Here is a 19,154-nt window from a genome sequence, read left to right as displayed (position 1 = left end):
ATGAAGTATCCCGTTTTTAATAATTAAAAAAGCCCATCTTAATGAGCTTTATTTACTTTTAGTCAAAAAATTAATTGTATTAGTGAGCCACGAAGCAATTTATAACAATATCGAGCTACCAGCTTTGTAAATACAATTAGCAACTTATTTTAATCACCCTTAAATGCACTTAGAGGCCTAACTTTAGTCTTTTTGGCATCTTCAACAAACCACTGCTTCACCTCTTCTTCCGTTAAACCTTTATGTGACAGACGCTGATATGTATTTTTTTGTGATGGAGTTGCCTGATCACCATTTAATTTAGCGGCGAGCTCTTTTAAATCTGCCTCGGGTAGCGTTTTACTCCAAGGCAAATCTTCCCTTGTTGGATTAGGTAACGGTAATTTTAGCTGCAAACCATGGTTGCTAATTTTATCAGTCATCGAACCGATATCATTAAAGTTAAAGCCCGAATTCCCCGCAGAGTTAAAATTAGCAACACCTAACTCCATAGTGTATTGCCTGTCTTTTTTGTCAGTAAACATATCACTAAATTGGCTTGTAAATATGTCTCCAAAAGGCCTTAAACCTTTAATAAAAACTCGCTTTGGCGATTCATAATTTAAGCTAAAATTAGCGGCAAAAACAAAAACTTGCTCTTCACCGGCAAATGCTTTAGCGTCTTGCCAATTAAGAAGTGCCCTACCTTGCATTCCCTTTTCGTTATTTGAGCCAGCTTTGTTGAGTAAATCTACAAACTCTCGGTACTCCCTGAATTTAGCACCGGTTGAATCATTAAATTGATAGTTATCATCTTCCCATCTATTTAATACTTGGTTATAGCCTTTACTTGCATTACGGGTCGCTTTGCCTAAATAATAAAGTTTTGACTTGTAAGTGGGCCCCTCATCATTAAGGCCTATTGTTTGCTGAAGTTTTAATTCGCATGGCACGCTGCGCCAATTTAAACCAATTAGTTTTTTTGTATAGTTTTCTGACTCTAACTCAGTGCAGGTCGCGATCACCATAAGATCAACCTGAGTACTCCAGTCAAATTCATCAAAAATGATGTCATCACCATGCTGACGTACTTTAAAGCCTAAATTTTGTGCTGCGCTAAATTCACTATTAAATAAACGTATAGCTGTCCCTTGCCTTTCCATCTTGCTCGTCATTAAGTAAGGTTTGCCTTCACCACCAAAGCGCACCAAAATTCGAATACTTTTATTTCCTGCAAACAGCTCAGGACGAACAAAACTAGAACTTTTACTCGTTAAAAAATCTTTTATTAGTAATGACTCTTCATTACCACCATCGCGATCTGTGTTTAAATCCACATGATAATCAGTAGCTACATATTTATTTTTTATACCTAAACCATTGAGTAGATTTAAATAACCTGAATCAAACATCATTTCATCGCTATTGTTTTTACGCTCCCCCATTAGTGGCAATACAACCTTACTGCTACTACCTACTTGTGCACCAATGTAATAACGCATGTCTACAAAGTTATTACATTGGTAATACTCATAAGCGGTATCGTACATAAAGGGTAAAAAATCATTGTCGTGCACCATAGGCTTAGTACCTAAATACGTTTTTGGCCCTAACTGAAAAAATGGTGTAAATACACAACCAAACTTTCCGGCAAAGTGCTTTTCATTCACTAATAGCTCAGACTCTACAAGCGGTCTTACGAGCTCTTTATAAGCAAGTTCGTTATTTACGCCATCACAGCGCGTTACTTTAAACGTAATAGGTGCAATACCGGTCATCGTGTCGTTAAACACAACCAACACACGAATGGGTGTAAAAGGGGATAGTCGCTTTGTTTTATTCGATACAATAGGCAACCATTTTTTTGAGGCTTGGTCTTGATAATATATGGCACTGTGATGATAAGTTGCCTCACCATAGTCAGAAAATACCGGCTCAAATGTATTTGCAAAGCTTTCGAGGTATTTACTACCTTCTTTTTCTTGCGTGGCAAATGTGTGAATGGGGAAGTAATTTTGAAATTCAGCCGTAATATAATTATGCTCACGCGCTACTGTTGGCACCGTCATCATATAAAAACCATACGGGTTAGATTGCGATTGCAAATAAAGCGTGTTTTCAGGATCTGTAACTGCGGCTTTACGTGCTGCTTTATCTAGCAAGCTGTAGCTGTCACTAAAGCCGTAAAGTGCTTTTTTATCACCATCTGTACTTTGCTTTTGACTAGTAATGCTATCAATTAAAAACACCCAAAATGTATCCATCCTAATTGATGCACCAGGTAAATTAGGCAGTGCCCAGCTATCACCTAATAAAAAGTTTTCTATGTATTGTTTTACTTTATAGCGCTCTAAGTTTGAATAATACTGACTTTTATCACCTTCACGCTGAGCCCTAAGTAGTAATCCCATAAGGCCCGATATGGCCTCTGAGCGCAGCCTAAATTGAGCTGCCCATTGTGTACTTTGTTGCGTTTTTCCGCCTTTATTATATTCACTTAATAGCTCATGCATCATACCTTGGTTAGCCGCACACTCTTGTCCTAGGCGTTTATCTCGCTGAATTTCTGCATAATATTGTTTACAGGCGTTATCGAGAAGTACTTCATCCATTAAATTTGCAGCTGAGGTAGTGATAGTATCAAGCGATTTAATTACAGCTACTGCCGCAGCAATCGGAGCTGTTGCCGGAATAAATGCCATAACACCCAAGGCAATATTAATCATTTGCCATGCCATAGCGTCGCCGGTTTCATCTACTTTTATATCGTTAGCTACGGTTAAATTACGAAAGCGCTCTAAGCTATCCATACCTTCACGCGAGGGGCAAACATTTATTTGGCTAATGGCATAGGCAGCAATATGTACACGGCGGTTTTGTGCTCGGCTTGCCTCATCTTTATTATTTATAAGTGGTTGAGCATAACCCAGCCCTAGTACTTCAATACGCGCCTCATCAATGCCTGCTTGGGTCACTAAAATGTGCTTAACAGCCTCTGCTCGTCGCTCAGATAACGCCATATTATAATCGTAATTACCTATATCGCAGGTGTGACCTGCCACGGTTACTTTAAGGCTCTCATTTTGCTTAAGCGCTTTTATAACGGCCTCGCTTTGTTGCAAAATAGTATTGCGGTAATCATCGGTTACTTGTTCGCTATTAAGTGAAAACGTCCCTTCAATTACAACATCTTTTACAATTTCTTTAGCACTTAAATGCTCAAAGTAATCTTGGGCAACTGTTTTATAGTGCTGTTTAGCTTGCGCTAAATTAGGGATATTTGTACCAATTTGCTGCAACGTAGTTTGCCCAAGTGCTGCAATGTTTGTAGTTAAATCAATTATATTGAGCGCGTTGCCTGTTGCATCCATTGCCACCTTAGGAATGCCAAGCTTTTTACCTAAACTTTTATTGTATCTCTCCATTGCCTCTGGTGTTTCAGGGGGTAAACGCCAAAGGTTTGTTGAGATGGCTTGCCGCCAGCCATCGGTTGTAAAGGCTGCGCGCGATTCACGCAGTTTTTCCCAAGCATCTATGCCATCTTGCATAGCAAACACGGCATCTAGCGTTGCTTGAATGGTTTTATCTTCTGTTTCATTTAAATGAGTATGTATTGCTTTAGCAATTTTACTCCCTAAAACAAACTTACCATTAGTGGTAAAATTACCGTTACTGGCGCTAGCGGTTATATCGGTATTTATTAATCCTGCAGCTAATTGTGCGCGACCTTTAGCCACTCCCCAGCCATGGCAAAAGCTCTCAAATCCGCTGGCTATTTTTATTGGTTCATCGCTAACTTTAGCGCGGCCAATCTCTTTACCGTTTTCATCTTTAACACTAATATTTTTAGGGTCATAGGTAGCATGCTCGGTTTTTAAATCTTTTGCATAACTTATTAAGTGGCTATAAAAGCGAGGAAATTGCTTTATTATTGCTTCTTCAACCGAAAGCGGATCGCAGTTAATTACATCAAACTCACCGGCTTCATTTTTTATATCAAAGCGGATCATTTCAGCAAGTTCGTAGTAGTAATATGTGCCATCATATTGAATAGATTTAGTGCACCAGCGCTTAAATTGTCCTTTAAGTAGCTCTTCTTCAAGCCTTACTTTAATTCGATATAAACCTTTAGGTAACTTCTTATCAGTACCTGATATGACCGCTAAGTTGGTTTCAGGATCGAAAGTAGCTGGTATATCCTCTCCCACTGGTGGTGACAAAACAATTTCTTCATCCGAAGAAAGAAGCGGTATGTTCGGATTAATACTTAATATTATCGCCCGCGTTTTTGCTAGCACATATGCTTGAATACTTTTTACGTTTTTTTGAATTATTTCCCTTTCATACCATTTATTGTAAGTGTCATCTTCGCTATTTTCTGTAGGCTGTTTTAAATTGGTAACAGGGACTGTTTGTAATTCTAATAACGGCGTATTTGAGCTACTGTAATTTTTTAAATTATCAACAAATTCTTTAGCCCATCCACTAGGGTTATTATTGGCAATGAGGCCAATGGATTCTATTGGCGGAATAATAATAGGCCGTTGATTATTATCCGTGTAGGCATGAAACGGCTGACGTACGTCTAATGAGTCACTATTTATTGTCGATAAAATACCAGCACTATTTGTTTTTAATATAACAGGCTTTTTTGTATTATAAGTGGCTGACTTTGGTTGTTCAGCAATAACAATTCGGTTTGCTACCGGCGTTAATTTGCCAATAGGTTTATTATTTTCAACATATCCAGTTAGTAAATAAACCAATGGGCTTGCAGATCCTTTGCTCATGTCATGCATTTTATTTTCCTAGTGCTGCTAAGTTAGTAATTGCTACAGGAACTAAAGTTCTCATACCCCAGATTCCTTTTTCTTTAACTAACTCTTCAGTTTGCACACCTGTTAGTATATTTTTTGTTCTGATGACTCGCTCTGAAAGATAAAACCCATTTTCATCACGTTCTTGCGAGTGCTTTATTGTATACTCTAATTGATAATCTGCCTCTGGAGAAAAAATAACTCCACCACCTGTTCCTTTCTCAGAATGCTCTATTTTAGGATTTGCAATATTTACCCAGTGAAAATGAAAGTCTTCTCTGCCATGGGTCATAAACGCTAAATACTTGCCATCGGGCGAAATTCGATGGTTTTTCATTCTCCATTTGCGTGGAAAACCAAAATTAACTTTGCGTACTATTTCACCATTAAACTTATGTATCCAAAAACCATCGTGCTTTATGGCTAAAAACTCTTTATCGCCCGGGAGTAAAAAAGCAGCGCCGCTGTGGTGAATTTGCGGCCGAGAGGTTAGCTCCCCTGTTGGTATATGGTAATTAAAGTTTTTGCCATCTGAGTAAAAAATGACGTTTTCACTATCTGAGGTCCAGTTAAACCAAGGGTAGCCACCCCCGCCTGACATGGTAATAAGTTTTTTTTCTTTAGTGTCGTAAAGCTGACGAGTTGCTCTGTCATTTATATAACCCGAAATAGCAATATAACGGTTATCTGGTGAGCGGGCTGGTGGATGTAATCCAGCAGGCTCCAGTTGGGTAAATATTTTTTCAGGAATTATGCGTCGCCTATCTGAGCCATCTAAACGTGATGACCACAGTGTGCGTACTTCGCTGTATTTATACTTATTCCAGAACATTAACCGCGGGGTTGAAAATGTATCTGCATCGCCATACACCTCTTCGCGTATTTCTAGTGGCCACTCTGGATGGTTTTTATGCTCTTTAGCCCACGGGTATTTAGCAACATCAACTTCTACTTGTGGTGAACTTTGCGATGAGGGCTCTGAGCAACCGCTTAGCAATAAGCTAAAACAAACGCTGAGTGCGCAAAGCACGCTGTGATTTTTTAAAAACGTCATTAAAATTATCCTTTTTACTACATGCACTTATTTACTAGGTAATACAAATAAGCGCACTCATTAAAACTTGTGTTATTGAGTCAAAGTGCTTGCGCTTACTCTTCTACTATTTCTGCCATTAAAACGGTTTCTGGCGTTTGGTCGTAAAGCTCACTGAATGGGACATTGTCGAAAATATAATAAGCTGGCTGGCCATCATTTGGGTCTTGCATTAAATCAAAGTTGCCATTTTGAGGAATATTAGTAAATTTTATTTTTACCCATGTAGAATCAAGCCTTACACTGGCTATAGACTGTACCTGCTGCCAACTATGTTGTTTATTTATGAGTATAAGCTGCTCTTTATCGTACTTTGGCGTATTTGGGTCAACCTGATACATAAATACAAAAGCGGGCTTAACCATAGTTAACGGATTTATGTTATTTACTACCATTGCCATACTGTGCGGGGCACTCATACTAACTCCCAAATACTTGTTGTAGTTTTGCTTTGGTTTTAGGGCCTGGTATGCCGTCTATGTCGAGGTCGTGCTCGTACTGAAATTCTTTTACACCAATGCGAGTTTTTTTACCCATAACACCATCAACCGTACCACAATCAAACCCAAGCATATTGCACCTACCTTGCACACCCGAGAGGGTTTCGATTGGATCTAGATTGCCTATTTGTACCGCAAAGCTTTTAGTTGGTGTGGTTTCGCCTTCATTTAGGTATAAATCGACAGTGCCAGTAAGAGCGTCGTTATTATCAAGCTCTACTTCAATAAGCCCATCACTTTGCAGTACGGTATCAATTGTTTGGCTACCAATATTTAGTACTACGCGTTTACCGGCTACGTCATCGCCGTCGTCGTACGATACTTGCAGGCGAAAATATTCTTTTTCGTTTTGTACAACAAAGCTATTAATGCTGTTGGTGCGCAGCGGTATGAACTTTTCTTTTTTTGGCGGAATCGTAATTTTATCGCCCGGGTAAATTAAGTTTGGGTCTGGGCGTAGGGCTTTAAACTCTGCATTGCTTGGGTGGTTATAAAGCGCTTTAGATGTTTGGTAGCCGTATTGCCTTGCTATGCGCAATAGCGTTTCACCTTGGGCTACGGTGTGTTGTTGGGTCATTGTGTATCCTTAAACTTTGCCTACAGACCAATCTTCGCTGTCGAGTTCAAAAAAGCTGACTTTAGCGTTTTCAAAGTCGGGGCCTGATACGTTGGCATAGCCGTTTTGGTCAAGCTGCCCAGTAATAATGTGGCCGTTGCGTAGGCGTATTTTGTAGCCCATGTTGGCTTGTGGCTCGCCAGCTTCGTCGAGTAGTTCTATTTCGTAGGCTAAAGTGGGTTGTTCAACAGTAAATGTGGTGGTGTCGGTTGCGCCACTGGCCGTTACCGTAACATTATAAATACCCGGTTTTACTTCAGCGTAGTGCTGCCAAAACGAGACTTCGTCGGGGCGTTTTTTTTCTAGTTGTAGCGTTATTTGCCCACTTGTTGGCCCTTGCCACTGAATAACTACGCTGCGGCTGTTACTGCATGAGCCTTCAATATTAAGTTTCCAACCATTGGGGACTGTTAAGCTTGTGCCTGCTTTTGCAGGTTTGCGTTCGCTATAGCCTAAGTTGTAATCGTAAATTAAGTTGGCATTTTTATAGCCGGTATATTGCTGTGCGAGTTGCTCTACGGTTTCGGCGGCGCTAAGTACGTGAGTTGTAAAATTTTGCCTAACTGTGTGCGATGCTTTTAATAGCATTGTGCTGTTTAGCTCTGGCTTATAAATGCGTATAGCGGGGGTATACTGCTGCGCAGGGCGAGGTTTTTTTGTTGTTTTAGCCTTATAGCTTTGCTGGTTTATATACTGTGGTGTATTTTGCGCCGCTGCTTGGCTATTAATAAATGCAGGTGTATTAGGGGCTATAACCCCTTTATTAGTAAAGTTATTACTTTGTAGCGCTGCTTGCGATGATGCTATTGAGCCATTATTAATTGCGCCTGAGTATTTTGTGGGTGCTTGAGTTTGTTTTGGATAAATAGCAACACGCGTACTGGCGAGCTTGTAAGCCGAATACGACACTTTTTGCCACTCTTTATTTTTTACCCAGTATTGGCTGCGTGTATCGTCGCGCAGGCAAGAAGCTTGATACTTGTCTACCACACCAAATAAATTACTTTGTAATTTGCTCTGTAGTACTTTTGGCAGTTGGCAAAATTGAGCACGGCTCAAATGAGAGAATGTAACCACGGGCTGAGAGTTTTCAAGCTCGTCATGTGGTTGTTCAAACAATGGGGGGTAATTTAAGTTCACCGGATCCTTGGTGAGCATTTGCATCCTCGCTTTCTCTTTGTAAGAGAGTTGTTTATTTTTTACTGTCTAGGTAACGCGCTGCTGTTACAACGCGTAATATAATGAAATTAGAACAATAAATCTACAATGTTTTATGTAAATAATTTAAATTAGTCAGCCTTTTCTCTTATATAATGGGTTGCACCACGCGTTATGTAACGCAGCTGCCAAATAACACGCTCAACAAGTTCGTCAAGTTGTTGGCCTTCTATATCTAGCGCCTCTGCGCCGGCGTTAAATACCAGTGTTACCATGGCTTCTGATTGAATGTAGGCGTGCATGGCGTCGCACTTGGTTTCGCTTTCTAAATAGTGGGCAAGCTCTAAAATAAAGTGTTTGATTTCCCGTGCGACTGCGGCTCTAAATGCCTTAGATGTGCCAGAGCGCTCACGCAGTAATAACCTAAATTGGTTACTTGAGCTGTCTATAAATTCCATAAACGTAACAACCGAGGTGTTGATTACACTTCCACCGTCGTTTGCTATGCGTCTGCGGGCTTGGCGCATTAGCTGGCGAAGGGTTAAACCGGCTTCGTCCACCATGGTTAAACCTAGCTCGTTCATGTCTTTAAAATGGCGATAAAACGAGGTGGGCGCAATGCCAGCTTCGCGGGCTACTTCGCGTAAACTTAAATTCGAAAAGCTGTGATCTGCACTTAGCTGATTAAATGCCGCCTGAATTAAGGCTTGTCGTGTTTTTTGTTTCTGTTGCGCTCTAACACCCGACATCAACAACTCCCTGAATAATTTTATATTAATATTTAGTGATAATAGCTCAATTCCCCAGTCTAATACTTGACGGCGAGAGTTTGAAATACTATTTTAGCTTACAGTTGTACGCTGAGATTGAGAATGATGAATAAACCACCGATTATCTGGACAAACGTCCTATTTTTTAGCCTTACCTTTTTAGCGGCTATCACACTTGTTCCTTGGTATGGCATTAGCTACGGATTTACCAGCGCACATTGGATTGCTTTTGTAGCCTGTATGTTTTTTGCGGGCCTATCTATCACAGCCGGTTACCACCGTTTATGGGCACATAAAACGTATAATGCTCATCCTGCTGTTGAATTTATTTTTGCCATTGGCGGTGCGTTTGCGTTGCAAAACAGCGCTTTGCACTGGAGTAGCGATCACCGTATACACCATGGCCAAGTTGACGACCCAATAAAAGACCCTTACGCCGCAACCAATGGCTTTTGGTACAGCCACATTGGCTGGATGTTACGTGACTACCAAGGCGATAGCTACGGTGATTACAGTAATTGTCGTGATTTACAGCGAAATAAAATCGTTATGTGGCAACACAAGCACTACCTAAAACTAGTTATTGCGATGAATGTTGGCCTACCATTAGTACTTGGTTTATTAGTGGGAGACGTGTGGGGTATGCTTATTTTAGCGGGTTTACTGCGTTTAGTATTAAGCCAACACTTTACCTTTTTTATTAACTCGGTGGCCCACATATGGGGTTCGCGCCCATACACTGAAAAAAATACCGCGCGCGATAATGGCTTTTTAGCGTTATTTACTTATGGCGAGGGTTACCATAACTTTCATCATATTTTTGCAAGTGATTACCGTAATGGGATTAAGTGGTTTCATTATGACCCCACTAAATGGATGATTCGCTCTTTAGCTGCTGTTGGTTTAGCCAGTAAATTAAAGCGTACCCCTGTTGAGCGCATAGAAAAAGCTAAAGCCGATACGCTTATGAGCAAAACGCAAACACGCCTTGCAAAATTGCCTTTAGCGCAAGATAGGCTTACATTATTACAACAAGAATACGATTTATTGCTGAAAAAACTGCAGACTTATTGTTCACTTCAAAAACAAGTTTTAGAAGTTAAAAAAAATAATATGGCAAAGCAGTGTGAACGTTCAGCTTTAATGGCACAATATCACGAGCTGGAAGCCGCCTGGGAAAATCAAAAACAGGCATGGCTAGCACTTAATGCGAGGTTATTAAAAGCCTCTTTTAATTAATTTAGGAGTGGCTGTGGCCAAACAACCAGAACAGAAAAAAGCACCCGTAAGTTTCCAATATGACGCAATAATTATTGGTACGGGCCCTGGCGGTGAAGGCACCGCCATGAACCTTTCGAAAAACAACAAAAAAGTAGCGGTTATAGAGCGCCAAGAAACAGTCGGCGGCGGTTGTGTACATTGGGGAACTATCCCTTCTAAGGCATTACGTCACTCGGTTAGCCGCTATATTGAATACAAAGCCAACCCGTTGTTTAATATTGGTGAACGCCCGAGTCGTTTAACGTTCCCTGATATTTTACGTCACGCAAGTTCGGTTATTTCTAAGCAGTCTAATTTACGTAGCAGCTTTTACGATCGTAATCGTATTCATATGTTTCAAGGTGATGCGAGCTTTGTTGATAAACACACTGTTGAAGTAAAACGCCTTGACGGTTCAACCGAGCGCATTACTGCAAAAACAATTGTTATTGCTACGGGCTCTCGCCCTTACCGCCCACCTGAAGTTGATTTTAACCATTCTCGTATTTACGAGAGCGATACTATTTTAGGCCTTGAGCACGACCCTCAGCGCGTACTTATATACGGAGCAGGGGTTATTGGCTGTGAGTATGCTTCTATTTTTAAAGGTTTAGGCGCTAAAGTTGATTTAGTGAATACTCGCGACCGTTTACTTGCCTTTATGGATGCTGAAATATCTGATGCACTTAGCTACCACTTTTGGAATAGCGGCATTGTTATTCGTCATAACGAAGAGTTTGATCGTGTAGAAACGCGCGACGATTGCGTTGTTATGCATTTAAAATCGGGCAAGCGTGTAAAGGCTGACTGTATTTTATTTGCGAATGGCCGCACAGGTAACACTGACACACTTAACCTTGAAGCCATTGGCTTAAAAGCCGACGGCCGTGGGCAAATAAAAGTAAACGAAACCTACCAAACTGAGATTGAAAACGTTTATGCGGTAGGCGATGTAATTGGCTATCCAAGCCTAGCTAGTGCTGCGTTTGACCAAGGCCGCATTGCAGCTGATGCAATAGCCTGCGGTAACTGTGATGATAAGTTAATTATTGATATTCCGGCGGGTATTTATACCATTCCAGAAATGAGTTCAGTGGGTAAAACAGAGCAAGAACTAACCGCGGCTAAAGTACCTTACGAAGTAGGCCGCGCTCAGTTTAAACACCTTGCACGCGCGCAGATTGCAGGTACTGAAGTAGGTAGTTTAAAAATATTATTCCACACCGAAACCAAAGAAGTACTTGGGGTACATTGCTTTGGCGAACGTGCCTCTGAAATTGTTCACATTGGCCAGGCCATTATGGAGCAAAAAAATGGTGGCAATAATATCGACTACTTTGTAAATACCACATTTAACTACCCAACCATGGCAGAAGCCTATCGAGTTGCAGCATTAAATGGTTTAAATCGCTTGTTTAAGTAAACACTTTAAAGCGTATAAACAAAAAGCCCGCTGTTAAGCGGGCTTTTTAGTATTAATGCATAAAACACATTAATTATTTGTGATACTGGCCGCTAAGCTCGTGCACGGCATTAATAAATACACCGGCCTTTTCTGGGTCAACATCTGGCGTAATACCGTGACCTAAGTTAAACACATGGCCATTGCCTGTACCAAAGTCTTCTAAAATAGTGCCTACTTCTTGGCGTATACGATCTGGCGTACCATGTAGCATTGACGGGTCCATGTTACCTTGCAAGGCCACTTTATCGCCTACACGGCGTTTAGCATCGCCAATATTAATGGTCCAATCTAGGCCCACTGCATCACAACCTGTGGCTGCTATGGCTTCTATCCACTGGCCACCATTTTTAGTAAATAACGTTACTGGCACTTTGCGACCATCGTACTCACGAATCAGGCCATCAACAATTTTGTGCATGTATTGCAGTGAAAACTCGTTGTAGTCGCGCGGGCTTAATACACCGCCCCACGAATCAAATACCATTAACGACTGCGCGCCTGCTTTTACTTGTGCGTTTAAGTAGTCGATTACTGAATCAGCAAGTTTATCTAGTAATAAATGAAGTGTTTGCGGCTCTGCAAACGCCATTTTTTTAATTTTACCAAATACTTTGCTGCTACCGCCTTCAACCATGTATGTAGCAAGTGTCCATGGTGAACCAGAAAAGCCAATAAGTGGCACTTCGCCTTTAAGTTCACGGCGGATAGTACTTACTGCATTCATTACATAACCAAGCTCGTCAGTTGGATCGAGCTTAGGTATTTTTTTAACATCTGCAAGCGACGAAATAGGACGTTCAAACTTAGGGCCTTCACCTGTTTCAAAGTACAAACCTAAACCCATTGCATCAGGAATCGTTAAAATATCGCTGAACAAAATGGCCGCGTCTAATGGGTAACGACGCAGTGGCTGAAGTGTTACCTCACAAGCAAGCTCAGCATTACGGCACAGGCTCATGAAATCGCCCGCTTGCGCACGTGTAGCACGGTACTCTGGTAAATAACGTCCAGCTTGACGCATCATCCATACAGGCGTTACATCAACAGGTTGTTTTGCAAGTGCACGTAAATAACGGTCGTTTTTTAATTCGCTCATGGCGTAAATGATCCTAATGCTTATAGAAATTGTGCAAGATTGTACCACCATATTCATCGCCTCTCTATTTCTTAAAGACGAAAACGCCTTTACATAGAAGCAGATCAATAATATTGATGGTTTTAATCCATTTTGATTATAAATTAGGCAAAAAAACACTAGCATTTAAAACTTTTTGTTAATATGTTTGCAACATAACAAAAACCTTGGTATTGTCTTTCCCGCGTTAACAAAAACAATAATAAATTATTAAAACAATAAAAATAAAAAGTTTTAAACAATAACAATAAAAATCATTTAATAAAAATAAGAAAGCTTGTTATAACAAGCCACTTGAAGAAATTAGACCACCTTAACCGGTGGTTTTTTCTTGCCTGCAATAAAATATTTAGCCTTTCAATGAATAATTCTTCTGCACTTTTACAACATCTGCATTACTTGTTGATATACACGCAAATTAAATATATCTTGATGTACATAAAAACGAATGTAACTAAAAACCAACCCAGCTTAGGAGAACAGTTATGCTGACGCGTGTAGAAAAAGCTCAACAGAAATGGGGTGGTAGCCATACAGTAATCGATAACTGGCTTAATGAACGCCAAGAACTTATTGTACTGTATTGCAAGATTGCAGGGTTTGCGCCTTATGATAAAAAAGATCACGCGCTACCAGAGCCTGAACAAATACAGTCTTTTTGCCAACTCCTTATGGATTACCTCTCTGCAGGGCATTTTGAAGTGTACGATGATATTGCTAAAGCCTGTGAAAAAAAGGGCTTAGAGAGCCAAAAGCTTGCAAACTCAATTTATCCGCGTATTTCAAGCACCACCGATGTCGCACTTGATTTCAATGACAAGTACGCTGAAGTAAATAAAGAAGATTTATTAGAAGGGTTTGATAACGACCTTTCAGTTATTGGTGAGTCATTAGAGCTTCGTTTTGAGCTTGAAGATGAACTGATTGATAACCTGTTTTCTAATCATACTGATTAAATTAAGATTTAATTAAGTTACACGAATTAAAAAAGGGACCCTAAGGTCCCTTTTTACGTTTTAAGCTTGGCTTATTCTGCAGGTGCTTCTGCATTTTGAATTTCTAGTAATTCCACTTCAAAAACAAGTGTTGAATTAGCTGGAATTTTACCAAGGTCACGATCGCCGTAAGCAAGCTCTGAAGGAATAGTAAACTTGTACTTAGACCCTACAGGCATAAGTTGTAAACCTTCCGTCCAACCAGCAATTACGCGATTAAGTGGGAACGTAGTTGGTTCGTTACGTGCGTATGAGCTATCAAACTCAGTGCCGTCTAATAAAGTACCTTTGTAATGTACTTTAACAACGTCTGTTGCTGCTGGCTTTTCGCCTTCGCCTTCGCTTAATACTTCGTATTGTAGACCAGACTCAGTTACTGTTACGCCTTCTTTTTTAGCGTTATCAGCTAGGTATTGAACACCTGCCGCTTTGCTTTTTTCAGACTCAACTTTCGCTTTTTCTTCTTGCTTAGTGCGTACTGAGGTATCTAAAGCGGTTAACACTTCACGAATTTTTTCTTCGTCAATTTTTGCATTGCCAGCAAGTGCATCTTCAAAACCACGAATTAATAGCGCTTGGTCTAACTCAATGCCAATTTCAGATTTGTCTGCTAGGTCTTTATTTAAAAAGTTACCTACAGAAGCACCAATACCGTATGCTTGTTGTTGCTCTACAGTGTCTAATGTTACTTCAGCTTGCTCTTTTTTTGCTTCTTGATTACAAGCTGTAAGCGCTAAAACCGACGCTGCAATCAATGACAATCTAATCGTCTTTTTCATTTTAAATCTCCGACATACTTTGCAGTTGTCATTTATTGTAATATTACTAGTTAAAGATTAACGCCCTACATGGTAGGCTGTTTGTTTAATAACTAAAGTCTGTATTGTTAGCTAAACTTAGAAATATATATCCAGTGATTAGACAAACAACCTAGGCATTTAACGCACCTAGTCTAACCTCTCAGTCACTAAGAGTTAAGAGGAAATACCTGTAAGATGTCGATATTTCGTACTTTTTTAATCGTTTTTAGCTGTTTTTTAGCCATTGCCTGTACCGATAAAAAAAATCAATCGGTAGAAAGCTTTGAGCATACCGCACAAGGTGCATTTTCGTCAGCTCTCTCTCACGATGGAAAGTACAGTTTAATCTCTTCTATCAACCATGGGGTCGCGCTGTGGGATAATCAACAGCACGTTTTAAAATACCAATGGTTTCAGCAGCAATCACAAGACAACTTAGTTTACAGCCTTGCTATTGCCTTTGATAACAGCGTGGCGGTTACCGCAGAAAAAACAACTTTCGCAGTGTGGGATATCAGCACTGGCGAAAACAAAGGCTATTACAAAATACAAAAAGCCACGATTCGAGACATTGCCATTAGTAACCAAGGTCGCAGTGTATTATATGGCCGCAGCGATGGCGTGGTTGTATTTTTAAACCTTGAAACCGGACGTCGCATTGAGTTTTTAGGCCATCAAGATAAAGTTAACACCGTTGATTTGGCGCCTAATGGGCGCTACGCCTTAAGCGGCTCTAACGACTATGTTGCCTATTTTTGGGATACCAATACAGGCCAAGTTATTCATCGCTTTAGCCACCCAACTCGTGTTACTCAAGTAACCCTTGATCCACAAGGTCGCTTTGCATTTACCGCCGACAGTATGGCACAAGCACATGTATGGAAACTGACTACAGGTGATCTTGTGAGTAAACTGGCGTATATTGCGCGTCAGAAAATTTTTACCGCCGTGCGCTTTAACGAGCAAGGCACATTGCTGGCAACGGGTTCGCCTAATAAGCGAGTTGATTTATGGCAAATATCAAGCGGTGAAAAAATTCAAACGTGGCAAGTTACGCCGCGAGAAGGCAGTAAACCAAAATCGGCCGTTGTGCTTGATGTGGCATTTATAGATAACGATAAGTCGTTGTTAACCGAAAGCTCCAGCGGTATCGCAGAGCGATTTATTATACGAGACACTAATGAACACAATTGAACACCGCGTAATGGAACTTGAAGCCAAAGTGGCTTTTCAAGATGAAACGATTGAAATCTTAAACGATGAGATCAAAGTGCACCAGCAAATGCTAGCTAAAATGAAACGCCAAACAGAACTGCTGGCAGAAAAAATTAAAGAAGCGCAAACCTCGCCTTCTATGATGTCTAATATGCCAGAGCCACCGCCTCCGCATTACTAAAAGGTGTGTACTTAGACAATAAAAACCGGGTTAGTCGCCCGGTTTAAAAACACCAATGACTTGCTCAAATTGGCGAGTAGATGCCTGAACAGCGTTCTCTGGTTGTGACATTTTATGCCCACACTCAACACACTCTACTTTTTCAACATCATGTTCTCTGTAAAGCATCATTGTATCCATGGCTTTGCAGTCAGGGCACGATGCACCAGCAATAAATCGCTTCTTTTGTCTCACAACATTTTTCCTGTGGTTTGAACTACAACTATTTTATCGTATAACATCACTTGTTGATACGCTTGATAAGCGCATTAAGTTCTATGGTATGATAGCGCCAACTTAACAAGGGTACAGTAAAGTAACGCATTCATGATCCAAATATCAGAAATAGAACTCCTTCGTGGCGGAACAGCCTTATTAAAAAATGCATCAGCTACGTTATTTCCAGAGCACAAAGTAGGCCTTGTGGGCGCCAATGGCTGTGGAAAATCAACCTTATTTGGTTTACTAAAATCTGAATTGCAACTTGATGCTGGTAATTGCAGTATTCCTAAAGATTGGTCTATTGCTTCGGTTAAACAAGAAACCCCTGCCCTCGAAATAAGCGCGATTGATTATGTATTGCAAGGACACCCTGAATACTACGCGCTGCGTATTGCGCTGAGAGAAGCAGAACAAAATAACGATGGCGATACTCAAGCCAAAGTGCATATTCAGCTAGAAAACATGAAAGGCTACAGCATTGAATCGCAAGCTGGCGAGCTGTTGCATGGGTTAGGATTTGCTAATAACCAAATAGAAAACTCTGTTAGTGCGTTTTCGGGGGGGTGGCGCATGCGTTTAAACCTTGCCCAAGCACTTATTCGAAACGCTGATTTACTATTACTCGATGAACCAACAAACCACCTTGATTTAGATGCCGTATATTGGCTTGAACGCTTTTTACGTGCCTATACAGGCACATTGGTACTTATATCGCACGACCGTGAGTTTTTAGATGCAGTGGTTGATCAAATTTGGCACATAGATAAACAACTTATCAATGTATACAAAGGTAACTACTCGCAGTTCGAACGCCAAAAAGCAGAGCGTTTATTACAACAGCAAGCCATGTTCGAAAAACAGCAAGAGCAAATTGCCCACCTAGAACAGTTTATTACTCGCTTTAAAGCAAAAGCCAGTAAAGCTAAACAGGCGCAAAGCCGTGTTAAAGCTCTTGAACGTATGGAAAAGCTTGCCCCTGCACATGCTGACTCACCATTTAATTTTGAGTTTGCAGAGCCATTAGCGCTACCAAACCCACTCATGACGCTCGACAAAGCTCAAGCCGGGTATGGCGATGTAACTATTTTAAATAGTATTAAGCTGAACTTAGTACCTGGCAGCCGTATTGCACTGCTTGGTAGAAATGGCGCAGGTAAATCCACATTAATTAAATTACTTGCCGGCGACTTAAAACCACAAGCAGGGGATGTATTTCAGCACCAAGGCCTTAATATTGGCTATTTTGCACAGCACCAGCTTGAATCCCTTGACTTAAAAGCCAGCGCAATTACACATTTACAACGTTTAAATCCTAAGGCTAGCGAACAATCGCTACGTGACTTTTTAGGCGGTTTTGCCTTTATTGGCGATAAAGCGCTTGAGCCTGTAGCACCGTTTTCAGGTGGAGAAAAAGCCCGTTTAGTGCTGGCTATGCTGGTATATCAAAAACCAAATTTACTGCTACTCGATGAGCCTACCAACCACCTTGACTTAGAAATGCGCCATGCTCTTGTTATGGCTCTGCAAGGATTTGAAGGCGCTATGGTTACCGTATCGCATGACCGCCACATGCTGAAAAACACCGCCGATGAGTTTTACCTTGTAGACAGCGGCGAAGTAACTCAATTTGGCTACGAACTGGACGATTATTACCAATGGCTTCTTAATGCGAATAAAGCGGCTACTAAATCGGAGCAAGCCGAAGAGCCAAAAGCAAACTCAGGGGTTAATAGAAAAGAGCAAAAGCGCTTAGAGGCTGAATTTAGAAAAGCCATTCAACCGCTTAAAAAGCAAATTGAGAAACTTGAAAAGCAGCTCGACAAATACGCCGCAGAGCTCAGCGAAGTGGAAGTTGCACTTGGCGATAACGAACTCTATAACGATGACAACAAAGCCCGGTTAAAAGAGTTAATTGCTAAGCAAGCCACGCTTACGCCTAAACTTAACGATATTGAAGAAGAGTTACTTATGGCGCTTGAAGAAATGGAAGAGAAAGAGCAGGCCTTTACCGATGAACTTGCTCAATAAAGACGACTTTTGGCAGTTTGCGTGCACCTTGTACGCAAAACCTGGGCAACAAAATACCTTGTTGGCATTACAGAACCAACAGGGTAAAAATGTAAATTTATGCTTATTACTTTATTATTTAGACTCGTTAAATCTGAGCATTAATACTGCGCAATTAAGCCTCTTACAAAAAGTGGTCAGTGAGTTTGATACTCTCGCATTACAACCTCTGCGCGCCACTCGTAGCTATTTAAAAGCTAACCAGAATACAATAAGTGATTACGCCACAATACGCGCAGAGTTACTAAGCACTGAGCTGAAACTTGAAAAACAACAGCAACATATGTTGATTGAAGCAGTAAATGAGTTTGAATTAGTCAAACATACAGAGCCAAACAATATTGAGCTATATGTGAAAGCCACTTGAGCAATGAGTTTTTATACCCTATTTCACTGCTCATTTTCTTCTCTTTTTTTCTCTTTGTTCAAAAGATATTTAAGCCAATTAATCACAAAGAGGGTTAGAGGCGCTTTGCTTTTAGAGAAAAATAGTCCCTGCTTAAGATTTCACTATCTAATACCTTTAACCTGACCCTTTATCTCTTCAAATCCGCTCAAAATATGATCCAAATCAACTTCTAGTTTGCTGCTAGGTAACTATAGGAAATAGCTTGATCTGGATCATATATGCCAATACAACCCCGGACTATGATTAACCCATAAACATCAGGAGGCAATTATGGACGTATTCTTTAGAGATTTTTTTAGCGACCCAGTGTTATTTTTATCATTTGGCTTTTTAGGCGTCGTTATTAGTTTATGCCTATTTTTTGTGTATTTTTTCATGAAAAAAGTACACGACGCAGATCTGAAAGAACAACATTAAAAAATTAAGCACGACG

The 19,154-nt window shown here is 40.5% G+C and carries 16 protein-coding genes; 7 read left to right on the top strand and 9 right to left on the bottom strand.

Translation table 11 applies throughout. From position 1 onward, the window contains the following. Window positions 1-149: 149 nt before the first annotated feature. The 6 genes from AC27JL_RS16020 to fabR form a co-directional block, all read right to left on the bottom strand. The gene (locus tag AC27JL_RS16020; RefSeq protein ID WP_487196062.1) at window positions 150-4,778 is read right to left on the bottom strand and encodes an OmpA family protein; all 4,629 of its coding nucleotides are present in this window, start codon (window positions 4,776-4,778) and stop codon (window positions 150-152) included. A 1-nt stretch (window position 4,779) separates the two neighbouring features. Continuing rightward, on the bottom strand, window positions 4,780-5,850 hold the full coding sequence (locus AC27JL_RS16015) for a TolB-like translocation protein (protein ID WP_487196061.1): 1,071 nt from the start codon (window positions 5,848-5,850) through the stop codon (window positions 4,780-4,782). A 95-nt stretch (window positions 5,851-5,945) separates the two neighbouring features. Continuing rightward, a complete protein-coding gene (locus AC27JL_RS16010; protein ID WP_487196060.1) occupies window positions 5,946-6,308 on the bottom strand; it encodes a hypothetical protein in 363 nt (120 codons plus the stop codon). Between the two features lies 1 nt (window position 6,309). Next, window positions 6,310-6,966 carry a PGRP and LysM peptidoglycan-binding domain-containing protein gene (locus AC27JL_RS16005; protein WP_487196059.1) on the bottom strand — a complete coding sequence of 219 codons (657 nt, stop codon included), beginning with the start codon at window positions 6,964-6,966 and terminating at the stop codon, window positions 6,310-6,312. A 9-nt stretch (window positions 6,967-6,975) separates the two neighbouring features. Beyond that, a complete protein-coding gene (locus AC27JL_RS16000; protein WP_487196058.1) occupies window positions 6,976-8,163 on the bottom strand; it encodes a hypothetical protein in 1,188 nt (395 codons plus the stop codon). Window positions 8,164-8,294: 131 nt separating this feature from the next. Next, the gene (fabR, locus tag AC27JL_RS15995; RefSeq protein WP_487196057.1) at window positions 8,295-8,912 is read right to left on the bottom strand and encodes an HTH-type transcriptional repressor FabR; all 618 of its coding nucleotides are present in this window, start codon (window positions 8,910-8,912) and stop codon (window positions 8,295-8,297) included. A 126-nt stretch (window positions 8,913-9,038) separates the two neighbouring features. Between fabR and AC27JL_RS15990 the strand changes: the two genes are divergently transcribed. Continuing rightward, entirely contained in the window at window positions 9,039-10,172 is a 1,134-nt protein-coding gene (locus AC27JL_RS15990; protein ID WP_487196102.1) for an acyl-CoA desaturase, read from the top strand. Window positions 10,173-10,185: 13 nt separating this feature from the next. After that, the gene (sthA, locus tag AC27JL_RS15985; RefSeq protein WP_487196056.1) at window positions 10,186-11,616 is read left to right on the top strand and encodes a Si-specific NAD(P)(+) transhydrogenase; all 1,431 of its coding nucleotides are present in this window, start codon (window positions 10,186-10,188) and stop codon (window positions 11,614-11,616) included. A 73-nt stretch (window positions 11,617-11,689) separates the two neighbouring features. On the opposite strand, the gene hemE is transcribed toward sthA, so the two are convergent. Continuing rightward, window positions 11,690-12,754, bottom strand: coding sequence for a uroporphyrinogen decarboxylase (gene hemE, locus AC27JL_RS15980; protein ID WP_138740767.1), 1,065 nt, complete (start codon window positions 12,752-12,754; stop codon window positions 11,690-11,692). A 524-nt stretch (window positions 12,755-13,278) separates the two neighbouring features. Here hemE and AC27JL_RS15975 point away from each other — a divergent pair. After that, complete coding sequence (locus AC27JL_RS15975; RefSeq protein WP_008126754.1) at window positions 13,279-13,749, top strand: Rsd/AlgQ family anti-sigma factor; 471 nt, start codon at window positions 13,279-13,281, stop codon at window positions 13,747-13,749. 71 nt (window positions 13,750-13,820) lie between these two features. Here AC27JL_RS15975 and fkpA read toward each other — a convergent pair whose 3' ends face one another. Further along, complete coding sequence (gene fkpA, locus AC27JL_RS15970; RefSeq protein ID WP_008126756.1) at window positions 13,821-14,567, bottom strand: FKBP-type peptidyl-prolyl cis-trans isomerase; 747 nt, start codon at window positions 14,565-14,567, stop codon at window positions 13,821-13,823. A gap of 216 nt (window positions 14,568-14,783) precedes the next feature. Here fkpA and AC27JL_RS15965 point away from each other — a divergent pair, with 216 nt between their 5' ends. Both AC27JL_RS15965 and AC27JL_RS15960 read left to right on the top strand, forming a co-directional pair. After that, entirely contained in the window at window positions 14,784-15,782 is a 999-nt protein-coding gene (locus tag AC27JL_RS15965) for a WD40 repeat domain-containing protein (protein ID WP_008126758.1), read from the top strand. Beyond that, window positions 15,769-15,984 carry a SlyX family protein gene (locus AC27JL_RS15960; RefSeq protein ID WP_006793743.1) on the top strand — a complete coding sequence of 72 codons (216 nt, stop codon included), beginning with the start codon at window positions 15,769-15,771 and terminating at the stop codon, window positions 15,982-15,984. Before AC27JL_RS15965 ends, AC27JL_RS15960 begins: the two co-directional genes overlap by 14 nt. A gap of 30 nt (window positions 15,985-16,014) precedes the next feature. On the opposite strand, the gene AC27JL_RS15955 is transcribed toward AC27JL_RS15960, so the two are convergent. Beyond that, window positions 16,015-16,218, bottom strand: a complete 204-nt coding sequence (locus tag AC27JL_RS15955; RefSeq protein ID WP_010557786.1) for a YheV family putative zinc ribbon protein — start codon at window positions 16,216-16,218, stop codon at window positions 16,015-16,017. Between the two features lie 132 nt (window positions 16,219-16,350). Here AC27JL_RS15955 and AC27JL_RS15950 point away from each other — a divergent pair, with 132 nt between their 5' ends. Next, a complete protein-coding gene (locus tag AC27JL_RS15950; protein ID WP_487196055.1) occupies window positions 16,351-18,273 on the top strand; it encodes an ATP-binding cassette domain-containing protein in 1,923 nt (640 codons plus the stop codon). Continuing rightward, window positions 18,257-18,679, top strand: coding sequence for a TIGR02444 family protein (locus AC27JL_RS15945; RefSeq protein ID WP_487196054.1), 423 nt, complete (start codon window positions 18,257-18,259; stop codon window positions 18,677-18,679). Before AC27JL_RS15950 ends, AC27JL_RS15945 begins: the two co-directional genes overlap by 17 nt. Window positions 18,680-19,154: the final 475 nt, after the last annotated feature.

Source organism: Pseudoalteromonas sp. 4NS20-0020 (genome assembly GCF_057554385.1).
Note: the sequence above shows the minus strand (reverse complement) of the source record. Positions and strands in the feature narration are given on the sequence as shown.

Bases quoted from the DNA above. Each gene is read 5' to 3' on its own strand.
- AC27JL_RS16020 (WP_487196062.1), bottom strand. From the start codon at position 4,778: ATGCATGACATGAGCAAAGGATCTGCAAGCCCATTGGTTTATTTACTA.
- AC27JL_RS16015 (WP_487196061.1), bottom strand. From the start codon at position 5,850: ATGACGTTTTTAAAAAATCACAGCGTGCTTTGCGCACTCAGCGTTTGT.
- AC27JL_RS16010 (WP_487196060.1), bottom strand. From the start codon at position 6,308: ATGAGTGCCCCGCACAGTATGGCAATGGTAGTAAATAACATAAATCCG.
- AC27JL_RS16005 (WP_487196059.1), bottom strand. From the start codon at position 6,966: ATGACCCAACAACACACCGTAGCCCAAGGTGAAACGCTATTGCGCATA.
- AC27JL_RS16000 (WP_487196058.1), bottom strand. From the start codon at position 8,163: ATGCTCACCAAGGATCCGGTGAACTTAAATTACCCCCCATTGTTTGAA.
- fabR (WP_487196057.1), bottom strand. From the start codon at position 8,912: ATGTCGGGTGTTAGAGCGCAACAGAAACAAAAAACACGACAAGCCTTA.
- AC27JL_RS15990 (WP_487196102.1), top strand. From the start codon at position 9,039: ATGAATAAACCACCGATTATCTGGACAAACGTCCTATTTTTTAGCCTT.
- hemE (WP_138740767.1), bottom strand. From the start codon at position 12,754: ATGAGCGAATTAAAAAACGACCGTTATTTACGTGCACTTGCAAAACAA.
- AC27JL_RS15975 (WP_008126754.1), top strand. From the start codon at position 13,279: ATGCTGACGCGTGTAGAAAAAGCTCAACAGAAATGGGGTGGTAGCCAT.
- fkpA (WP_008126756.1), bottom strand. From the start codon at position 14,567: ATGAAAAAGACGATTAGATTGTCATTGATTGCAGCGTCGGTTTTAGCG.
- AC27JL_RS15965 (WP_008126758.1), top strand. From the start codon at position 14,784: ATGTCGATATTTCGTACTTTTTTAATCGTTTTTAGCTGTTTTTTAGCC.
- AC27JL_RS15960 (WP_006793743.1), top strand. From the start codon at position 15,769: ATGAACACAATTGAACACCGCGTAATGGAACTTGAAGCCAAAGTGGCT.
- AC27JL_RS15950 (WP_487196055.1), top strand. From the start codon at position 16,351: ATGATCCAAATATCAGAAATAGAACTCCTTCGTGGCGGAACAGCCTTA.
- AC27JL_RS15945 (WP_487196054.1), top strand. From the start codon at position 18,257: ATGAACTTGCTCAATAAAGACGACTTTTGGCAGTTTGCGTGCACCTTG.